General features: G+C 66.6%; 12 protein-coding genes. 8 read left to right on the top strand and 4 right to left on the bottom strand.

From position 1 onward, the window contains the following. The first annotated feature begins 169 nt into the window (after positions 1-169). Positions 170-2,278 (top strand): DNA gyrase/topoisomerase IV subunit B, encoded by a 2,109-nt coding sequence (locus tag QFZ40_RS11930; RefSeq protein ID WP_306904581.1) that lies wholly within the window; start codon positions 170-172, stop codon positions 2,276-2,278. A gap of 75 nt (positions 2,279-2,353) precedes the next feature. Here the strand turns inward: QFZ40_RS11930 and QFZ40_RS11925 are convergent, their stop codons facing one another. Both QFZ40_RS11925 and QFZ40_RS11920 read right to left on the bottom strand, forming a co-directional pair. Beyond that, on the bottom strand, positions 2,354-3,355 hold the full coding sequence (locus tag QFZ40_RS11925; protein ID WP_306904580.1) for a M56 family metallopeptidase: 1,002 nt from the start codon (positions 3,353-3,355) through the stop codon (positions 2,354-2,356). Between the two features lie 6 nt (positions 3,356-3,361). Then, positions 3,362-3,748 carry a BlaI/MecI/CopY family transcriptional regulator gene (locus QFZ40_RS11920; RefSeq protein ID WP_306904579.1) on the bottom strand — a complete coding sequence of 129 codons (387 nt, stop codon included), beginning with the start codon at positions 3,746-3,748 and terminating at the stop codon, positions 3,362-3,364. A gap of 265 nt (positions 3,749-4,013) precedes the next feature. Between QFZ40_RS11920 and QFZ40_RS11915 the strand changes: the two genes are divergently transcribed. The 3 genes from QFZ40_RS11915 to cydD are packed head-to-tail and all read left to right on the top strand — an operon-like array spanning position 4,014 to position 10,156. Further along, on the top strand, positions 4,014-5,615 hold the full coding sequence (locus QFZ40_RS11915) for a cytochrome ubiquinol oxidase subunit I (protein ID WP_306906907.1): 1,602 nt from the start codon (positions 4,014-4,016) through the stop codon (positions 5,613-5,615). A 21-nt stretch (positions 5,616-5,636) separates the two neighbouring features. Further along, positions 5,637-6,686 carry a cytochrome d ubiquinol oxidase subunit II gene (gene cydB / locus QFZ40_RS11910; protein WP_306904578.1) on the top strand — a complete coding sequence of 350 codons (1,050 nt, stop codon included), beginning with the start codon at positions 5,637-5,639 and terminating at the stop codon, positions 6,684-6,686. A 5-nt stretch (positions 6,687-6,691) separates the two neighbouring features. Then, complete coding sequence (gene cydD, locus QFZ40_RS11905) at positions 6,692-10,156, top strand: thiol reductant ABC exporter subunit CydD (RefSeq protein ID WP_306904577.1); 3,465 nt, start codon at positions 6,692-6,694, stop codon at positions 10,154-10,156. Positions 10,157-10,253: 97 nt separating this feature from the next. On the opposite strand, the gene QFZ40_RS11900 is transcribed toward cydD, so the two are convergent. Together QFZ40_RS11900 and QFZ40_RS11895 are read right to left on the bottom strand one after the other, a co-directional pair. Continuing rightward, entirely contained in the window at positions 10,254-10,772 is a 519-nt protein-coding gene (locus QFZ40_RS11900) for a DinB family protein (protein WP_306904575.1), read from the bottom strand. Between the two features lie 9 nt (positions 10,773-10,781). Further along, positions 10,782-13,304: a DNA gyrase/topoisomerase IV subunit A gene (locus QFZ40_RS11895; protein ID WP_306904574.1), complete on the bottom strand. Its 2,523-nt coding sequence runs from the start codon at positions 13,302-13,304 to the stop codon at positions 10,782-10,784. Between the two features lie 78 nt (positions 13,305-13,382). Here QFZ40_RS11895 and QFZ40_RS11890 point away from each other — a divergent pair, with 78 nt between their 5' ends. Genes QFZ40_RS11890 through QFZ40_RS11875 form a run of 4 tightly spaced genes read left to right on the top strand, consistent with a single transcriptional unit; the run spans position 13,383 to position 18,798 of the window. Continuing rightward, positions 13,383-16,064, top strand: a complete 2,682-nt coding sequence (locus tag QFZ40_RS11890) for a bifunctional acetate--CoA ligase family protein/GNAT family N-acetyltransferase (protein WP_306904573.1) — start codon at positions 13,383-13,385, stop codon at positions 16,062-16,064. A 42-nt stretch (positions 16,065-16,106) separates the two neighbouring features. Next, on the top strand, positions 16,107-16,853 hold the full coding sequence (locus QFZ40_RS11885; RefSeq protein ID WP_306904571.1) for a DUF5998 family protein: 747 nt from the start codon (positions 16,107-16,109) through the stop codon (positions 16,851-16,853). Beyond that, on the top strand, positions 16,854-18,086 hold the full coding sequence (locus QFZ40_RS11880) for an alkaline phosphatase family protein (protein WP_306904570.1): 1,233 nt from the start codon (positions 16,854-16,856) through the stop codon (positions 18,084-18,086). It begins immediately after the preceding gene. Beyond that, entirely contained in the window at positions 18,079-18,798 is a 720-nt protein-coding gene (locus QFZ40_RS11875) for a thymidine kinase (RefSeq protein WP_306904569.1), read from the top strand. Before QFZ40_RS11880 ends, QFZ40_RS11875 begins: the two co-directional genes overlap by 8 nt. Position 18,799 lies beyond the last annotated feature (1 nt).

Genomic DNA, 18,799 nt, shown 5'->3' with positions numbered 1-18,799 from the left:
CGTATCCGCAAGAATGCATCAAGGCCTGCTCGTCGCATCACGGAATCATAACGTCCCGGCTGGCCTGCCCGGTCCAAAGTGTGGCAGAGCGGCGCCTCATCCACGGCCGACTAGGCTAGGAAGAGCGTCCCTGCCGTTCGTTGTCCGTCACTGAAGGAGTTCACCACCCGTGGCACCAAGTTCTGATTACACCGCCCGGCACCTGTCGGTCCTGGAAGGCCTTGAAGCCGTCCGCAAGCGTCCGGGCATGTACATCGGTTCCACCGACTCCCGCGGTCTCATGCACTGCCTCTGGGAAATCATCGACAACTCGGTGGACGAGGCCCTGGCAGGTTTCGGCCATGACATCAGGATCATCCTGCACGCGGACAACTCGGTGGAGATCCACGACGACGGCCGCGGCATCCCCGTGGACATGGAACCGAAGACGGGCCTCACCGGTGTGGAGGTGGTGTTCACCAAACTCCACGCCGGCGGAAAGTTCGGCGGGGGATCGTACACGGCCTCCGGTGGTCTGCACGGAGTGGGAGCCTCCGTCGTCAACGCCCTGTCCTCGCGGCTGGACGTGGAGGTTGACCGCGGCAGCAAGACCTACAAGATGTCGTTCCGCCGGGGTGAGCCGGGCCGGTTCCTGGACCAGGGCAGCAGGGTGGACCCCGCGGCAACCTTTGCGCCGTTCGTGGACGGTTCAGTGCTCGACGTCGTGGGCAAAGCCAAGCGAGGCGTCACCGGCACCCGGATCCGCTACTGGGCGGACCGCCAGATTTTCACCCCCGACGCCAAATTCTCCTACGACGAGCTGGCAGCACGGGCACGGCAGACCTCGTTCCTGGTGCCGGGGCTCAAACTCACGGTCCGTGATGAGCGCCGGCTCGCCGGGACGCCCGGGGAAGCAGGCACGCATGAAGAAGTGTTCCATCATGACGGCGGCATCTCGGAGTTCGTCGATTTCCTCGCCGCCGATCCCGCCGTTACCGACACCTGGCGCCTGCACGGATCGGGAAAGTTCAAGGAAACAGTTCCCGTGCTCGACGAACGCGGCCACAGCCAGCTCGCCGAGGTGGAGCGCGACTGCGAGGTGGACGTGGCCCTGCGCTGGGGCATCGGCTACGACAGCACTGTCCGCAGCTTCGTCAACATCATTTCCACGCCCAAGGGCGGAACCCACCAGTCAGGTTTCGAGCAGGCGCTCGTCAAGACGTTCCGGAAGGCGGTGGAGAACAACGCCCGCAAGCTCAAAGCCGGAAACGACAAAATCGAGAAGGATGACATCTTCGCAGGCCTCACCGCCGTCCTGACAGTGCGGCTGGCCGAGCCGCAGTTCGAAGGCCAGACGAAGGAAATCCTGGGCACCTCCGCCGTCCGGGCCATCGTGGCCAAGGTGGTGGAGCACGAGATCAACGCGAAGCTCAACTCCGCCAACCGAAACGACAAGGCACAGTCGGCCCTGCTGCTCGAAAAAATCGTCAGCGAGATGAAATCCCGGATCTCGGCCCGTGTCCACAAGGAAACACAGCGCCGCAAGAACGCCCTGGAAACCTCATCCATGCCCACCAAGCTCGCAGACTGCCGCACGGACGACGTCGAACGTTCTGAACTGTTTATTGTGGAAGGTGACTCGGCGCTCGGAACGGCGAAACTGGCGCGCTCCTCAGACTTCCAGGCCCTGCTTCCCATCCGCGGCAAGATACTCAACGTGCAGAAGGCCTCCGTGGGCGACATGCTCTCCAACGCCGAATGCGCGGCGCTGATCCAGGTGGTGGGCGCAGGTTCCGGCCGCAGCTTCGACCTTGCTGCCGCGAGGTACGGCAAAGTCATCCTCATGACCGACGCCGACGTCGACGGCGCCCACATCCGCACCCTGCTGCTCACCCTGTTCTTCCGGTACATGCGGCCAATGATCGATGAAGGCCGGGTCTTCGCCGCTGTCCCGCCGCTGCACCGGGTTGAAGTGGTCAACGCCGGGCAGAAAGCCAACGAGATGATCTACACCTACTCGGAGGCGGAACTGCACGTGCTCCTGTCCAGGCTGGCCAAGGAGGGCAAACGCTACAAGGAACCCATCCAGCGCTATAAGGGCCTCGGCGAGATGGACGCGGAGCAGCTGGCGGAAACCACCATGGATCCGCGGCACCGGACGCTTCGCAAAGTGGGGATCGAGAACGCCAAGCAGGCCGAGGATACCTTTGACCTGCTGATGGGATCGGATGTGGCTCCGCGCAAGGATTTCATCATCGCCGGGGCATCGAGCCTTGACAGAGAGCGCATCGACGCCTGACCAAGTGCGGGGGGACTGACCCTGCCGTGCGGCCGGGAAGTCAGTACAACCGGGAAGTCAGCCCGGCCGGGAAAATCAGTCCAGCAGGCCCGGGACGATCAACAGCGCAGTGGGAAGGGCCAGGAGCAGGACACAGCCGGCCAGCACTGCACCGCGGGCGGCAGCGGACAGCTGCGGCCGGGGTGACAGCAGCCGGCTGACCCGGGAAACGGTGGTGCGCGCGGAATCAGCGCCGGCCACTCCGGCCGCCGCCTCGAGTCCAGAGAGTGGAAGCCCGGTCCGGCCACCCGGCAGGGCTTCAGCGTCGACGGGAGCCCCGCCTCCTGCCGAGCCGCTGGCCACAATCGCAATGGCCTTGATGAGCGTCGCCTTGCTCGCGGTCCTGAGGGCGACATCATCGGCCAGCATCTCGATGAGCGAGTTCACCGCTTCCTGGGCGAGGCGCGTCGTGGGAAGCCAGGGGAGTGCCTGGCGCCAGGCGGCGAAGGCCCACAGCAGCAGATGATGGCGCTGGCTGAGATGGGCATTCTCGTGGATCAGGACCGCCCGGAGTTCAGCGGGCTCGAGGGCGGCCATGAGTCCGTCGGAGAGGACGGTGACTGAGCGGGCTCCGCCCGGAAGGCAGTACGCCACCGGTGAGTCGTGGCTGATGACCACGGTTCCGGCTCCTTCGTTGGACGGCGAGGCAAGCAACGCCAGGAGTTCGCGGTGCCGCCGCCGCTGCCTCTCGATCCTGTAGTAGGTGAGCAGCAGCGTGAAGACAAGGTGCGCTGTCAGCAGCGCCGCGGCTGAGAGGGCAAAGAGGTGCCAAAAGCCCAGCTCGGTGGTGGGGGCATTGAACAGAACCATCTCCGCCAGCGCACGGAGGCCGGCGATCAGGTTGTCCCCGACCGGCTCCAGCCCGTACACCAGCATGGCGCCGATCATGGACAGCCCGCCGGCAAGCGCAATGGCCTGCCACAGGAGCATTGCCATGAAGGGGGACCGCGCCGGCCACTGGGCGCGTGAGAGGAAGACGGGAACCGGCCACGCCAGGACTATCGCAAGGACCGCCAGCAGATACGAGGTCCAGAACATGGTGGGCTAGATGTGGCCAAGCAGTTTGCGCAGCGTTTCGGCTTCACTTTCCGTCACGGACCCGATGAACCGGGCCAGCACGGCTTCGCGGTCCGGAGCTGATCCCAGCACCTCATGCATGAGCTCTGCCGTATGGTCTTCCCGGCTGGAGACTGCCTGGTAGCGGTGCGGCCGGGTGCCGCGTTCGCGCTCCACGAGGCCCTTCTTTTCGAGGCGTGAGAGCACGGTGAGCACGGTGGTGACCGCCAGTTCCTTGCCTTCGTGTCCTGCTGTGCCCCCGTGGGCCTCGGTGCTCCGTGCCAGCTGGTCGCGGAGGGTGTTCGCGGTGGCCGCTTCCTGGCCCGCCCAGAGCAGGTCCATTACTGCCCGTTCCAGTTCACCGAGACTAGCCATTGACATACTTCCTTAGATTCCCCGCACCGGCAGGCCTCACAGCCGCGGTGACCACAACACGAACGCTACAACTACAGAACCAATTTACCCCGTTTCCGCGGCAGTTTCTACGTGAGGTAGAACAATCGGCGCGCCGCAGCCTTGTAAGGACGACTTTTGGGTGGAACTGTTGGTTTACAGTGCCCGCCGCATTGTTCTACACTCGGTAGAAGTCAAAGTTCTACGGTACGTAGAAATGTTGAACCCGCCAACAGTAGGGACTGCCTTGGACGCCTTGGAAATCGCACGCTGGCAATTCGGCATCACCACCGTCTACCACTTCATGATGGTTCCGCTGACCATTGGACTGGGCCTGGTAGTGGCCGTCATCCAGACCGCGTGGCACCGGACCGGGAACCCCGAGTACCTTCGCATGACGAAGTTCTGGGGCAAGCTGTTCCTGATCAACTTCATCATGGGCGTCGCCACCGGCATCGTCCAGGAGTTCCAGTTCGGCATGGCCTGGAGCGAGTACAGCCGGTTCGTGGGCGATGTTTTCGGGGCGCCACTGGCGCTTGAAGCACTGCTGGCCTTCTTCGTCGAGTCAACGTTCCTTGGCCTGTGGATCTTCGGCTGGAAGCAGCTCAAGCCGGCCGTGCACCTGGCCTGCCTGTGGATCGCCGTGGTGGGATCCTTGTTCTCCGCCTACTTCATCATCGTGGCCAACAGCTGGATGCAGCATCCCGTGGGGGTGCAAATGGTCAACGGCAGGCCGGTGATGACGGATGCCTGGGCGGTCTTCACCAACAACACAGCCCTGGTCGCCGTTCCCCACACCCTGTTCGGAGCGCTGGCAGTGGCCGGCGGCTTCCTGCTGGGCATCGCCTGGTACCACCTATGGCGCAGGCGGCGCGACGGCGTCGACACCGTGGATGCCGACGGCAAGGTCATCGCCGGAGAGGCGGACATTCCCGGCCGCGACCGGACCGACCACCAAGTCTGGATCCGCTCCCTCCGGATCGGCGCCGTCGTCGCGATGATCTCCTTCGCCGGAACCGCCATCACCGGCGACGCGCAGGGAAAGCTGATGTTCCAGCAGCAGCCCATGAAGATGGCCGCCGCGGAGGCAGCGTGCCACGACGGCACGGGCTTCTCCGTCCTGAGCGTGGGCAATGTCGGCTCACAGAACTGCGATGACGTCGTCGCGGTGATTGAGGTTCCGGGGATACTGTCCTTCCTGGCCAAGGGCGATTTCAACACCGAGGTCAAGGGCGTGAACAGCCTCCAGGCCCAGTACAAGGCGGACTACGGAACAAAGCTCCCGGACAACCCGATATACGGCGACCGCGCAGGCCAGGAGATCCAGTACGTTCCGGTCATGGAAGTCACCTACTGGGGATTCCGCATGATGATCGGTTTCGGCGGCCTCGCCGCGCTGGCCGCCCTCATCGCCCTCTGGATGACCAGGAAGGGGACGGTACCTGAATCACGCTGGCTGATGCGGCTTGCCGTCTTTGGCATCCTGGCACCTTTCGGTGCAAACGCCGCCGGCTGGATTTTCACGGAAATGGGCCGCCAGCCCTTTGTCGTCGCGCCCAACCCGGACATGAACGGCATCGACCAGGTGTTCATGTTCACCGCTGCCGCTGTCTCGCCGGGGGTCTCGGCCGGCGAAATCCTCACCTCGCTGCTGGTACTGACGTCCGTCTACGCTGTGCTCCTGGTGGTGGAGGTCAAGCTCCTGGTCAAGTACATCCGCGGCGGAGTCATATCCGCGATGCCGGAACTGGTCCACGCCTCCGTTGACGAAAACGAGGACGCGACGCCGGGCCCCGGGGGACCGGGCACCGGAAAGCCCGCCGACGACGTCCTGGCATTCGCCTACTAAGAAGAGCAGAGGATATTGGACATGGAACTGCTGCCCACCATCTGGTTCATTGCCATCGCTGTGCTGTGGACCGGCTATCTCTTCCTTGAGGGCTTCGACCTCGGTGTGGGGATGCTGATGAAGCTCTTCGCCCGGAACAACACCGAACGCCGGGTGCTGCTGAACACCATCGGTCCCGTCTGGGACGGCAACGAGGTGTGGCTCCTGACCGCCGCGGGGGCAACGTTCGCGGCTTTCCCGCTCTGGTACGCCTCGTTGTTCTCCGGCCTGTACCTGCCGCTGCTGCTGGTGCTCGTGGCCCTCATCTTCCGTGCGGTGGCCTTCGAATACCGCGGCAAGGTGGACACCGAGAGCTGGCGCGCCCGCTGGGACTGGGCCATTGCCCTGGGCTCCCTCGTTGCCGCCTTCGGCGTGGGCGCCGCCCTCGCACTGACCACCACTGGACTGCCGCTGAATGCCAACGGCGACCGCGAAGGCGGCCCGTTCTCGTGGTTCAGCGGCTATGCAGTGGTCGGTGGACTGGCCGTGGCCGGGTTCTCGCTCCTTCACGCGCTGGCGTTCCTGGCATTGAAGACCGACGGCGACATCCGCCACCGGGCCCGCCGCTGGTTCGTCCGGCTGCTTCCGCTGCTGCTGCTCCCCATGGCAGGCTGGGCCCTCAGCATCCAGCTCCTGGATGGCAAGCCCTGGACCTGGGCACTCGCAGCACTTGCCGTCCTGGCCGCCTCGGCGGCCTGGATGCTGGCCCGCCAAGGCGCCGAGGGGAGGGCTTTCATGGCGCTGGGAGGATTCCTGCTGCTCGGCAGTGCCTCCATCTTCGGGGCCGTATTCCCGGTGGTGCTGCCCTCCACGCTCAATCCCGCGTTCGACCTCACCATCTCCAACGCCTCCTCGTCCGACTACACCCTGGGCCTGATGAGCATCGTGGCCGCGGTAGGCCTGCCGCTGGTCATCGCCTACCAGGCCTGGACGTACTGGGTGTTCCGGCGCCGCGTCAGTGCCAGCCACATCCCGGAGGCGCACAGCTTCCTGCCGGCCGTTGCCGCCAAGGCCTTCACCACGAAGGGCTGACCGCCGTGCGCCCGCAGGTCCCGGCCGGACCCGCCACCCGCTCAGCCGTCTATTGGCTTGGCCTCCTGGCGGCCCTGAAGGCCCTGTCCCTCGTCCTGATGGGCCAGGCTGTCGCGTCCATGCTGGCAGGGTTGGCCACGGCTGACCCCGCCTGGCCCGACCAGCTTGGCTGGGGACTGGCAGGCGTTGCCCTCAGGTCGGCCACCGTCTGGGCCCAGGGAATCGCTGCACGGCGGGCTGCATTGGGAATCAAAGAGGAACTCCGCTCCGGCCTGCTGGACTACGCACTCCGGAACGGTGCACGGGGCACGGGTCCGGCGGATGGCGGGCTCGCAGTGCTGGCCACCCGCGGCCTGGACGCGCTGGACAGTTACTACACCCAGTTCCTTCCCGCGCTGGTGAACTGCGCGGCCATTCCGCTGCTGCTTGGGGCGCGGATCCTGTTCGCCGACTGGGTCAGCGCCCTCGTCATCGTCCTCACGGTTCCGCTTGTTCCGCTGTTCATGGTTCTGATCGGCCGCTACACACAGGAGAACGTCCAGGAGGCGCAGGCCACCCTTGGCCGGTTGTCCGCCCACATGCTGGAGCTGGCCAAGGGTCTGCCCGTCCTGGTCGGCCTCGGGCGTGCCACGGCGCAGCGCAAGGCACTGGAGGAAATCTCGCAGCAGTACCGGTCCAAAACCATGGCCACCCTGCGCACCGCCTTCCTGTCAGCGCTGGCGCTTGAGCTGATCGCGACGATTTCCGTGGCCGTGGTGGCGGTCTTCATCGGCGTACGCCTGGTGCACGGCGAGATGGCGCTGGAGGCCGGTCTCCTGGCTTTGATCCTGGCTCCGGACTGCTACCTGCCCCTCCGTGAACTCGGGACCGCGCACCACGCGAGCGATGACGGCAGGGCTGCGCTCGCCGAGACCAGGGCAGTCACGAACGCGCCGGAACCGCAGGCGCTGTCCGGCGGCGACGGAACGCCGGACAATGCGGTAGCGGACGACGGCGGCCCCCGGCTTTCCGCGACCTCCGCCGGAGTGACTGTCACGGAGCTGACCGTCACCTTTCCCGGGCGGTCTGTTCCCGCCGTCGGGCCCATTGCTTTCACAGCGCCGCATGGCGAAATCACTGCCCTGGACGGTCCCAGCGGGGCCGGCAAGAGCACCGTCCTGGGCGTCCTGGCCGGAACCGTGGGGAACGGTGCCGGAACGTCCGTCACGGGCCGGATCTCGGGCCTCAACCGCGGCGCTGTCGCCTGGGTGCCGCAGCATCCGGTCATGGTCGCGGATACCGTCCTGGATGAGGTCCTGCTTTATCTGACGGCCGGAACAGAGACTGCCGGAACAGAGACGACAGAGGCCTCTGCCAAAACTGCCGAGGCCGATGCCCGGCTGTGCCTGTCCGAAGCCGCTGCCGGGCATCTTGCGGGAAAGCACCCGGCCGAACTGAGTCCGGGCGAGCTGCGCCGCGTGGCCCTGGCGCGGGGCCTTGCACGAATCAGGGCAGGGGCAACGGTGCTCCTTCTCGATGAACCCACCGCGCACCTGGATGGAGCATCGGCGGCGAAGGTGCAGCAGGCAATCCTTGCCCTCCGCGGACGCGTCACGGTCATCCTGGTGGCACACGACGCCCAGACCCGTGCGCTGGCCGACCACTTGGTTCCCGTCTCTCCCCGGGGCCTTACGCGGCCAGAGCCCCAGCCTGAGGCATACGTTGCTAGCCACGCCATGACGGAGGAGGCTTCGCCGCCTCGGATCGAGCCGGCGTCGAACGGGTCCGTCGAAGAGGAGCAGCGGCACGCCCCGACTTTCCGTCTCCTGGCCCGGCTGCTCGCACCGGTTGCCGGACGTTTCTCCGGAGCCGCCGTGGTGGGGATCCTGGCGGCCATATTCGCCGTCGCCCTGTCCGGACTGTCCGGTTGGCTCATCATCAGGGCTGCCGAGCAGCCCCCGATCCTCTACCTGCTCACCGCGATCGTCGGGGTCCGCTTCTTCGGGATCGGGCGTGCAGTCCTCCGCTACTGGGAACGGCTCCTGCTGCATGACTCCGTTTTCGCTGCCCTGACCAGGCTGCGGGGCACGCTCTGGGAAGCATTGAGCCGGCGCGCGCTGTCGCTCCGGCGGCTGCTGCAGGGCGGCAACGTCCTGGGCACGGTGATTGACGACGTCGACACAGTCCGTGACCTGCTCCCGCGCGTGGTCCTGCCGCCGCTGACAGCCGTGGCCGTTGCCGTAGGGGCACTGGCGGGCACAGCTGTGCTGGTTCCGGCGGCCTTTCCGGCCATCGCTGCTGCCGCGGCTGTGAGCGTGCTCGTGGCCCCGGCCGCCGCCCTGTGGGGCGACAGGATGTCCGCCGCCGCTGAACAGAACCTGCGGTCCCGGGTCCTCCGCAGCGCATCTGCGGCACTCGACGCGCGGGCGGAGCTTCACGCGAACGGCGTCGCCCGCGCCGTCCTCACCGGGCTGCAAAGGCAGGACCGTGCCGCCACCGGGGCTGCGCAACGCTCCGCCTGGGCGGAGGGCCTCGGCCAGGCCATCACCACCGCGGCCTGCGGAACGGCCGCCCTGGCCAGCGCTGTGCTGGCGGCGCCGCAGGTGATCGGCGGTGCCCTTCCGCCCGCCACCGCCGCCGTTATTGTCCTGCTCCAGCTGGCGCTCGTTGAACCCTATGCGGCCATGACGACGGCGGTGCGCCAGTTTCCGGCTCTCCGGACAGTGCTGCGCCGGATTACGGAATCGGGAGTGCTGGGAGACGGAACGTCCGGCAGGAGCCGTTCTGCTGATCCGCAGGGGGACGGGTTACAGGATGTCCCGGCCCGCGCGGGCGGGGCCCCGGGCGTCGAGCTGACGAATGCCGGGGCGGCATGGCCTGGCGGCACAGCGGTGTTTTCTGACGTGTCCGCGGAAGCCGCCCCCGGTCGCTGGCTGGCTGTCACGGGTCCGTCCGGTGGCGGGAAATCCACGTTGCTTTCTGTCCTGCTTGGTTTCCTTCCCGCGTCCGGCGGCAGTGTACGGGTCACGGGTACCGCTGCCTGGTGTCCGCAGGAGGCCCATCTCTTCGACTCCACGCTCCGGGGCAACCTTCTTCTCGGACGCCCCGGACCAGCGACGGCCGAGTCCCCTGACCGGCAGCTGGAAGCGGCGGTGGCCGCCGTCGGACTCAGCGGACTGGTGTCGCGGCTGCCTGCAGGGCTGGACACCCGGATCGGACCGGGGGGATCCTTCCTCAGCGGAGGCGAACGCCAACGCCTGGCAGTCGCCCGGACCCTGATGACCGGAGCGGAAGTGATCCTGCTCGATGAACCAACAGCCCATCTGGACGCCGAGGCAGGCCGCGCCATGCTTGCGGACCTCCGGGCCGGGCTGAAAGACCGCACGGTGGTGCTGGTGACGCACAATCCGGATGACATCGACCCGGACGACGCCCGGCTGGAACTCCCGGGAGCCTCGGAGCGTCGGGAAGCTGCCCTGGCAGCGGGATGATGCTCCCCGGCCGGCTCATCTCCTGCGCGTTCCTAGAGTGGCCGTCCCGCGACTGGCGATCCGGCAACTAGCCATCAGGCAACTAGCCGTCCACAGTCTAGCCATCCACGTCGTGGAGGTGGTGGACGACGTCGTGCAGGAAATACTGTGCCAGCGTCAGGACTGTGAATTCGGAGCCGTTGCTCCGCAGTCCCTTCCGTCCCCACTCCGCCTCGCGGGTACCGGCAAACGACTCCGCGACCTGCATGCCTTCGGCGGTCAGCTCGGCGCTGACCACGGCCGGATCGGCGTTGGCATAGCCCTTTTCGGTAGCTGTCAGGTCCTGGTCCCAGTTCTCAAACCGGGCCCCGTCACTGTCCAGCATGAGGTTCAGTCGCTGGTCAAAGACACTGAAGACATCGCGGACGTGGCAGGCGTACTCCAAAGCTGACCAGGTGTCCTCGTCCGGACGCTCGGCAACGTCAGGCCGCCGGAGGACTGCCCGCCAGCGCGGGAGCAGGTTCTGCACAGTCCTCGCCACCGTCGCAGGGGTAGCGGTGGAGGAGTCAAACGAGCACTGGGGGCACTGCCGGGAAAGCACCCACGTCCAGTCTTTTTCATCAGGAACGATTGGCATGGCAGCAGTCTAGGCCGGATCCGGCGGGGCCTGATCCAGCCACGCCATGGCAGGTCCCACCACCTCCACGGGCTGGGACAGCGGAATGCCGGAGCCGTCGCGCCTTCCGTGCTCCTGCGGCAGGGACCGGGCGACGCCGGCGAGCGATGACGCCTTCGCCGGACCGTGTCCGGCCCAGGCCAGCAACAGCGTGTCCTCGCCCTTGAGGAACCTGTGCGCGCGGACGCCTGCCGTGGCACGGCCTTTGGCAGGGTATTCGGAGAACGCCGTCACTTTCGCGGTTCCCGGGGCTGTCCCGGGCAGGGCGCCGGTGGTGCCTGCGATGGTGACCACCACGGCGGCGTCGTCCTCTGGCTTCACGGCGCTGAAGAAGAGCACCTGGTCGTCATCGGACAGCTTGATGCCTGCCATGCCGCCGGCAGTCCGGCCTTGCGGCCGGACCTGGGCAGCGCCGAACCTGAGCAGCTGCGCCTGCCGGGTCAGAAACACCAGATCAGTGTCCTCGGAACCGGCCGGGGCCACGCCCACCACCGAGTCCTTGTCTTTGAGGGCGATGATTTCCCAGTCCTCGCGGTTCAGCGGATAGTCGGGTTGCACGCGCTTGACCACACCCTGCGCGGTTCCGATGGCCAGGACCTCATCAAGCGGGGCAAACGCGACGAGCGATTCGCCTTTCAGCAGTGTGATGAAATCCTTCGCCGGGACGCCGCCGGCAAGGTTGGGCAGACCTGACATCGGGGGCAGCACCGGCATGTCCATCACCTGCAGGCGCAACATGCGCCCCTGGGACGTGACGCCGGCGATTTCCCCGCGCGCGGAGGTCCTCACCACTGACAGGAAGACGTCGTGCTTTGACCGGGGGCCGGACTCGGCAAGGGCCTCCTGGTTGGAGGTGCGCGCCACCTGGCCGGATGCCGTCAGGATCGCCCAGCAGGGATCGTCGGCGATCTCCAGCGCCAGCGGGGCGGCCTTGCCCTTGCCGTTGGACGCCGCCAGCGCAGCTGCCACGGTGGGAGAGACAGCTTCCGATTCCAGCAGCACGGTACGGCGCGGGGTGCCGTACTTTTCGGCAATCTCGCCCAGCTCATCGGATACGAGCTCGCGCAGCCGCTGCTCCGATCCAAGGATCGCCTCAAGCTCCGCGATCTCGCGGCGCAGCTCATCCTGTTCCTTCTCCAGCTCGATCCGCGAGTACTTGGTCAGCTGGCGGAGCCGGAGTTCCAGGATGTAGTTCGCCTGGATCTCCGAGAGGTCGTAAATGGACATCAGCCGAACCCGGGCGGCGGCAGCTTCGTCGGAGGAACGGATGATCTGGATGACCTCGTCAATGTCCACGATGGCAATGAGGAGGCCCTCCACGAGGTGAAGGCGGTCCTTCTTCCTGCCCAGCCGGAAGGCGGTCCGGCGCCGCACGACGTCGATCCTGTGGCCCACGTAGACGGAGAGCAGCTCCACCAGCCCCAGGGTCTGCGGCTGCCCGTCCACCAGCGTCACATTGTTGATACCGAAGGAGTCTTCCATGGGGGAGTAGCGGTAGAGCTGCTGGAGCACGGCATTAGGGTTGAACCCGTTCTTGAGTTCGATGACCAGACGCAGGCCGTGCTTGCGGTCGGTCAGGTCAACGATGTCGCTGATGCCTGTCAGCTTTTTGCCGTTGACGGCGTCCTTGATTTTCTCGATGACCTTTTCCGGCCCCACCATGTACGGCAGTTCCGTGACCACGAGGCCTGTGCGGCGGGCCGAAAGCTGCTCGACCTCCACCTTCGCCCGGGTCTTGAACGAGCCGCGTCCGGTGGCATAGGCATCGCGGATCCCGTCCAGCCCCACAATGCGTCCGCCTGTGGGCAGGTCGGGTCCCGGAACGAACCGCATGAGGTCATCGAGCGTCGCGTCCGGATGGGCAATCAGGTGCCGGGCGGCGGAGATGACCTCGACCAGATTGTGGGGGGCCATATTGGTGGCCATTCCGACGGCGATGCCCGTGGCCCCGTTGACCAGCAGGTTGGGGAAGGCTGCCGGGAGCACATCGGGCTGGGTCAGCTGGTTGTCGTAGTTCGGGACAAAGTCCACCACGTCTTCGTCAAGGTGGTCGGTGAGCGTCAGCGCGGCAGCCGCCAGGCGGGCCTCGGTGTAGCGGGGAGCCGCCGGGCCGTCGTCGAGCGATCCGAAGTTGCCGTGCCCGTCAATGAGCGGCAGCCGCAGCGAAAAGTCCTGGGCCATGCGGACCAGGGCATCGTAGATCGCCGTGTCTCCGTGGGGGTGGAGCTTGCCCATCACCTCGCCCACCACCCGGGCACTCTTGACGTGGCCGCGGTCCGGGCGCAAGCCCATCTCGCTCATCATGTAGAGAATGCGGCGCTGGACCGGCTTGAGGCCGTCCCGGGCATCTGGCAGCGCCCGGGAGTAGATCACCGAGTAGGCATACTCCAGGAAGGAGCCTTCCATCTCGGACGTGACGTCGATGTCCACGATGTTCTCGGTGTAATCCTGGCTGGAATCCACTGCGGGGGCTGGACTTTGGCGGCGGGCCATGGGGCTGGTAAATCCTTCTGGGGGTACTGGTGTCAGCGCTGGGGGTGTGCTGCGGGAGTTTTTGACTAGGCTAAGCCTATGGTGGATCGGCCCGGGGACAGCTTATATCCGGAACATTGGGAGGCCGATGTCGTCCTCAGGGACGGCGGAACCGCCCACCTGAGGCCGATCCGGCCCGCGGATGCTGACGCCGTCCAGGCCTTCCACACAGGACAGTCGCAGAATTCAATCTACATGCGCTTCTTTGCGTTCAAGGCCAGGCTGTCCAGCAAGGAACTCAAGCGCTTCACCGAAGTGGACCACAAGGACCGGGTGGCCTTCGTGATCACCATCGGCGGTGAAATCATTGGTATCGGCCGTTACGACAGGCTTGATGATCCCGAAGAGGCGGAGGTCGCCTTCAACATCGCAGATGCCCACCAGGGCCGTGGCCTCGGTTCGATCCTCCTGGAACACCTGGCCGCCGCCGCCCATGAAAACGGGATCCGCCGGTTCAGCGCCGAGGTGCTGCCCGAGAACCGGAAAATGCTCATGGTGTTCTCCGACGCCGGGTATGACGTCAAACGCCACTTCGACGACGGCGTGGTCAGCCTGGAGTTCGACATCGATCCCACGGAGAAATCCCGCGCCGTCATGGAATCGCGCGAGCACCGCGCAGAGGCGAGGAGCGTGCGTGACCTGCTGGCGCCGTCGTCCGTGGCTGTCATCGGTGCCAGCCGCAGCTGGGGGACCGTCGGCTACCAGCTGCTGGAGCACATCGTTGAAGGAGGCTTCCCGGGTCCCGTCTATGCCATCAACCCGGAGGCCCTGGAGCTCGCGGGGATGCTGTCCTTTGCCCGGCTCTCCGACGTTCCCGAGCCGGTCCAGCTGGCCGTCATTGCAGTCCCGTACGAGGAAGTTTCCACCGTGGCGGACGACTGCGCCGCGGCGGGAGTAAAGGGAATGGTGATCGTCTCGGCAGGGTTCGCGGACGACGGCGAACGCGGCCTCGCGCGCCAGCGGGACCTGGTCCGGAAGGCGCGTGCCAACGGCATGCGGGTCATCGGGCCGGCCTCACTTGGCATCCTCAACGCCCATCCCGAGGTGTCATTGAACGCGTCAATGGCGCCCACGTTGCCGCCGCGCGGGGGCCTGGGGCTTTTCAGCCAGTCCGCGGCGATCGGCGTTTCCCTCTACGCCGCATCCAGCCGGCGCAGGCTGGGGTTATCCACCTTCCTCTCCGCCGGAAACAGGGCAGATGTATCGGGCAATGACATGATGCAGTTCTGGGAGGACGACGCCGACACCACCGCGGTGGGGCTCTACCTGGAGTCGATCGGGAACCCCCGCAAGTTTTCCCGTCTCGCGCGGCGGCTTGCCCGCACCAAACCGGTGATCGTTGCCAAGTCGGAGTCGATGGGGCTGCGGCTGCCGCCGGGCCACGCTGTCCGGACCACGCAGGCGCCTGCCGGCGCCCTGGATGCCATGATGCGCCAGGCCGGCGTGATCCGGGTGGAGACCGTCGAACAGCTGGCGGACGTGGCCCAGATCGTGTCAGGCCAGCCCCTGCCTGCGGGCCCGGACCTGGCCGTCTTCAGTAATTCCCTGGCGCTCGGCAAGGTGGTGGCGGACAGCGCCTCCGCGCACGGCCTGGGGGTTGAGCGGGTGGTCACCGATGTGGATCTCGACGCCGGCATGTCCCTCGCGCTGCCGGCCCTGCGCGCCAGTCTCCGGGCAGTGCTCGCGTCGGACACCGTCCACGCCATGGTGGCGGCGCTGCTTCCGGCCAGGGGCCTGACAGTGGAGAAGATCGCCGAAGTCCTGGCGGAATGCTCCGCTGAAGCCGGTAAACCGGTGGTGGCAGCCTTCACGGGCATCCTGGACCCGTCGGTTTATGTCGAGGGCATGGTCGGCGAGGACCAGCCGGTCCCGTGTTTCTCCAACGCCGGAGCGGCCGTGGCCGCGCTCGCGGCGGTCGTCAGGTATGCGGAGTGGCTCGCGCGTGACCAGGGCCATTTTGCGGAACCGGCCGGCTGCCACCCCGAACGTGCGCGGGTCCAGCTTGACGGGCTGCTCCGCGACGTCCACGGGGAGCAGCTCATGCAGCTGGATACGGATGCCGCGGCGTCGCTCCTGGGGCACTATGGCATCAACGTGCTGCCATCCGTGGGCTTCGACACTGCGGAGCAGGCAGTTGACGCCGCGGACAGGCTGGGCTGGCCTGTGGCGTTGAAAACCACCGAACCGTCCCTCCGCCACCGGCTCGACCTTGGCGGCGTGCGCCTGGACATCGAGGACCCTGACTCCCTGCGCCGGAACATCGTCCAGATGCGGCGGGCGCTGTCGCCATACGGTTCGCCGTCCCTGGAAGTGCAGTCCATGGCGCCCGTCGGGCAGGCCTGCACCTTCCGGGCCATTGAGGATCCGCTTCTTGGGCCGGTGGTCTCATTCGGGCTGGCCGGTGATGCCGTCAACCTGCTGGACGACTGGGCGCACCGGGTGCCGCCGCTCTCAGCGGCCGACGTCAAGGACTTCATCCGCGCTCCGCGGGCCGCACGGAAGCTCTTTGGCTACCAGGGCCTGCCTGCCGTGGACGTTGCCGCCCTGGAGGAGCTCGCCGGCAGGATGGCATGGATGAAGGACAACCATCCGGAGATAGCGCTGGTGGAATTCAACCCCGTGCTGTGCGGAACCCGGGGCGTGGCCATCCTCGCGGCGGACGTCCGGATCGGGAACCCGGCACACCGCACGGACAGTGCCAGGCGCGCCATGCTGGGCTAGCGGCAGTTAGCATGTCCCCGGCCGATCTGTGAAAATGGGGGAATGAGCTCACAGCCTCCCACGCCGGTGCCCCCAACGCCCGGCAATGACAGCCAGGCAGTCCGCCTCCACAGCTCACACAGCCACAGCGCGCAGGGCCAGAGCCTGGACGGCGCGCTGCAGCAGGCAGGCTTCTACCCCCGGCTTGTGGCCGACGTGGTTGACGATGCCCTGGATGGCCGCGACTGCGTCGCCCATCTGGTGCACCTGGAGACACACTTTGACCGGGCCGAAGTGCGTCGCCACATTACGGTTCTGGTCCTGACGTCGGACATGCTGGTGATCACCCACGTGGACGACCAGCAGCTCGACGAAGCGGGCGAACAGATCGTCGCCCAAATCTCCACCGAGTCGGTGCCCGTCGCCCAGATCCGCTCGGTTGTACTCAGCTACATGTACGCCCAGCCGCAGAATTACAAACCCTCCGACCCCGTCCGGGAGCTCACCCTGGCCATCGCGTGGTCCGGCGGCCAAAGGCTGGACATGGGACCGGCCAGCTGCGGCGATCCTCAGTGCGAGGCGGACCACGGCTACAGCGGCACCATTGCCCAGGAGGACATCGTCCTGCGCATCAGCGCCGAGGCGGACGGCCTCCAGGCAGTCCAGGACGCCAAACTCTTCGCCCGCGCCCTCCGCGCAGTGAACACCGGATCGACCGCTCCCGTGCTGCATGCGGGGCAGACGCTCCAGCCCCGCCCCCGCGCCGGCGTGTTCGGAAACCGCCTGAGCCGCGGACACCAGCAGCGCTAAATGCCGGAGCAAGGAAAAACCATCACTGCAGTGCCGCCTGACAGAAACCCGCTGACGGTGAACCTGCCGCCGGCCCCTGCCTTCGGCCAGCGGTCCATCGCCGAGGTGCTGACCAGCGCGGCGGCGAGCCTGGGAGTGGAGGGCTTCGTCAACACCCTTGGGCTTCCCAGGGCTTCTCGTGTCTGCGTTGTCGTGGCAGACGGGCTGGGCCGGAGCCTGCTGAAGCAGAAGTCGGCCCATACACCGTTCCTGCGCTCCGTCATGCAGGCAGGGCAGGGTGAGGTCCCTGTATGGCTCGACTCCACGTTTCCCTCCACAACTGCGGCGGCGCTCGCAAGTTTCGGCACGGGACTGGTGCCCGGCCAGCACGGCCTGGTGGGTTTCGACGTCCTGGACCCGGACCAGGACAAGGTGGTCAACATGCTGGGCAACTGGGATGCCGGAGTGGATCCCCTGGCCTGGCAGCCATTTCCCACGGTGCTCGAACGGGCCGCCGCATGGGTTGATGTGACCACTGTCAGCCTCCCGCAATTCGGCAACTCGCCCATGACCCGGGCGGCGCTGCGCGGCGGGCGCTTCATCTCCGCCACGACAGCCCATGCACGCACCGCCGCTGCAGCCGAAGCCATGGCAGCCAATTCGCCGTCACTGATGTACTTCTACGTCAACGAACTGGATAAGGCCGGCCACCGTTACGGATGCCAGTCCGAACAGTGGGAACACCAGCTTGAAGAACTCGACGCCACCGTCAGGCGGCTCAACGCCTCGCTTCCGGCCGGAACAGTGGTGCTGCTCACCGCGGACCACGGCATGCTTGATGTTCCTGAGCAGCAGAGGATTGATTTCGCGGAGGATCCGGCGCTCATCGACGGGGTGCGGCACACGGCGGGGGAGCCCCGGATGGTCCACCTCTACCTTGAAGACGCAACGGATGCCGCCGGCCGTGAGCGCCTGCTGGACGCCTGGCGGGCCCGCTTTGGCGAGAGGGTCTGGGCCTTTACCCGGGAGGAGGCCCTGGCCGGAGGGCTTTTCGGGCCGCTGCGCCCCGCCGTCGGGCCCCGCATCGGCGACGTGATGATCGCGGCGAGGGACACCCTGGCCCTGTATGACACCCGCCGCGTGCGGCCGACGGCGATGGAGGTAGTGGGCCAGCACGGATCACTGACCAAGGCCGAACGCGAAGTCCCGCTGCTGTGCTTCAGGGCGGAAGGCAGGAAGACCGGACGTGGCTGAGCTGGTGTTCTTCTCGGGAACCATGGACTGCGGAAAGTCCACGCTGGCATTGCAGATGGACTACAACCACCGTGCCAGGGGACGGGGCGGCGTACGGTTCAGCCGCAACGACCGCGCCGGCGGTTCCAGGATATCGAGCCGGCTGGGCCTGGAAACTGATGCCGTGGAAGTTGTGGACGGCATGGATTTCTGGGATGAGGTGGTCAACCGGCGCACGCGGGGCCAGCGGGTGGACTACCTGATCTGTGATGAGGCACAGTTCTATTCCCCGGAACAGGTGGAGCAGCTGGCCAGGGTGGTGGATGAGATCGACGTCGACGTTTTCGCTTTCGGAATCACCGCGGACTTCCGGACGCGGCTTTTTCCCGGCTCGCAGCGGCTGATCGAACTTGCCGACCGGGTCCAGGTGCTCCAGGTTGAAGCGCTGTGCTGGTGCGGGCGCCGGGCCACACAGAACGCCCGTACGGTCGATGGCGTGATGGTCATCGAAGGTGCCCAGGTGGTGGTCGGAGACGTGGACATGGCCGTCGACCAGACCGCCGCCGGGGGCGAGGGGCATGAGCCGGTGGTGGGCTACGAAACCCTCTGCCGCCGCCACTACATGCGGCGTGTGACCGCACACGGTGCCAACCTGATGGCGCAGCAGGACCAGCTCCTGCCTTTTGAGGTGGATGCCTGCCTGTGGCGTGGCTCCGGCGGGACCACGGGCTAGG

The sequence above is a fragment of the Arthrobacter pascens genome (assembly GCF_030816475.1).
Lineage (GTDB): Bacteria > Actinomycetota > Actinomycetes > Actinomycetales > Micrococcaceae > Arthrobacter > Arthrobacter pascens_B.
Note: the sequence above shows the minus strand (reverse complement) of the source record. Positions and strands in the feature narration are given on the sequence as shown.

Bases quoted from the DNA above. Each gene is read 5' to 3' on its own strand.
- QFZ40_RS11925 (WP_306904580.1), bottom strand. From the start codon at position 3,355: ATGTTCTGGACCTCGTATCTGCTGGCGGTCCTTGCGATAGTCCTGGCG.
- QFZ40_RS11920 (WP_306904579.1), bottom strand. From the start codon at position 3,748: ATGGCTAGTCTCGGTGAACTGGAACGGGCAGTAATGGACCTGCTCTGG.
- cydB (WP_306904578.1), top strand. From the start codon at position 5,637: ATGGAACTGCTGCCCACCATCTGGTTCATTGCCATCGCTGTGCTGTGG.
- QFZ40_RS11900 (WP_306904575.1), bottom strand. From the start codon at position 10,772: ATGCCAATCGTTCCTGATGAAAAAGACTGGACGTGGGTGCTTTCCCGG.
- QFZ40_RS11895 (WP_306904574.1), bottom strand. From the start codon at position 13,304: ATGGCCCGCCGCCAAAGTCCAGCCCCCGCAGTGGATTCCAGCCAGGAT.
- QFZ40_RS11890 (WP_306904573.1), top strand. From the start codon at position 13,383: ATGGTGGATCGGCCCGGGGACAGCTTATATCCGGAACATTGGGAGGCC.
- QFZ40_RS11885 (WP_306904571.1), top strand. From the start codon at position 16,107: ATGAGCTCACAGCCTCCCACGCCGGTGCCCCCAACGCCCGGCAATGAC.
- QFZ40_RS11880 (WP_306904570.1), top strand. From the start codon at position 16,854: ATGCCGGAGCAAGGAAAAACCATCACTGCAGTGCCGCCTGACAGAAAC.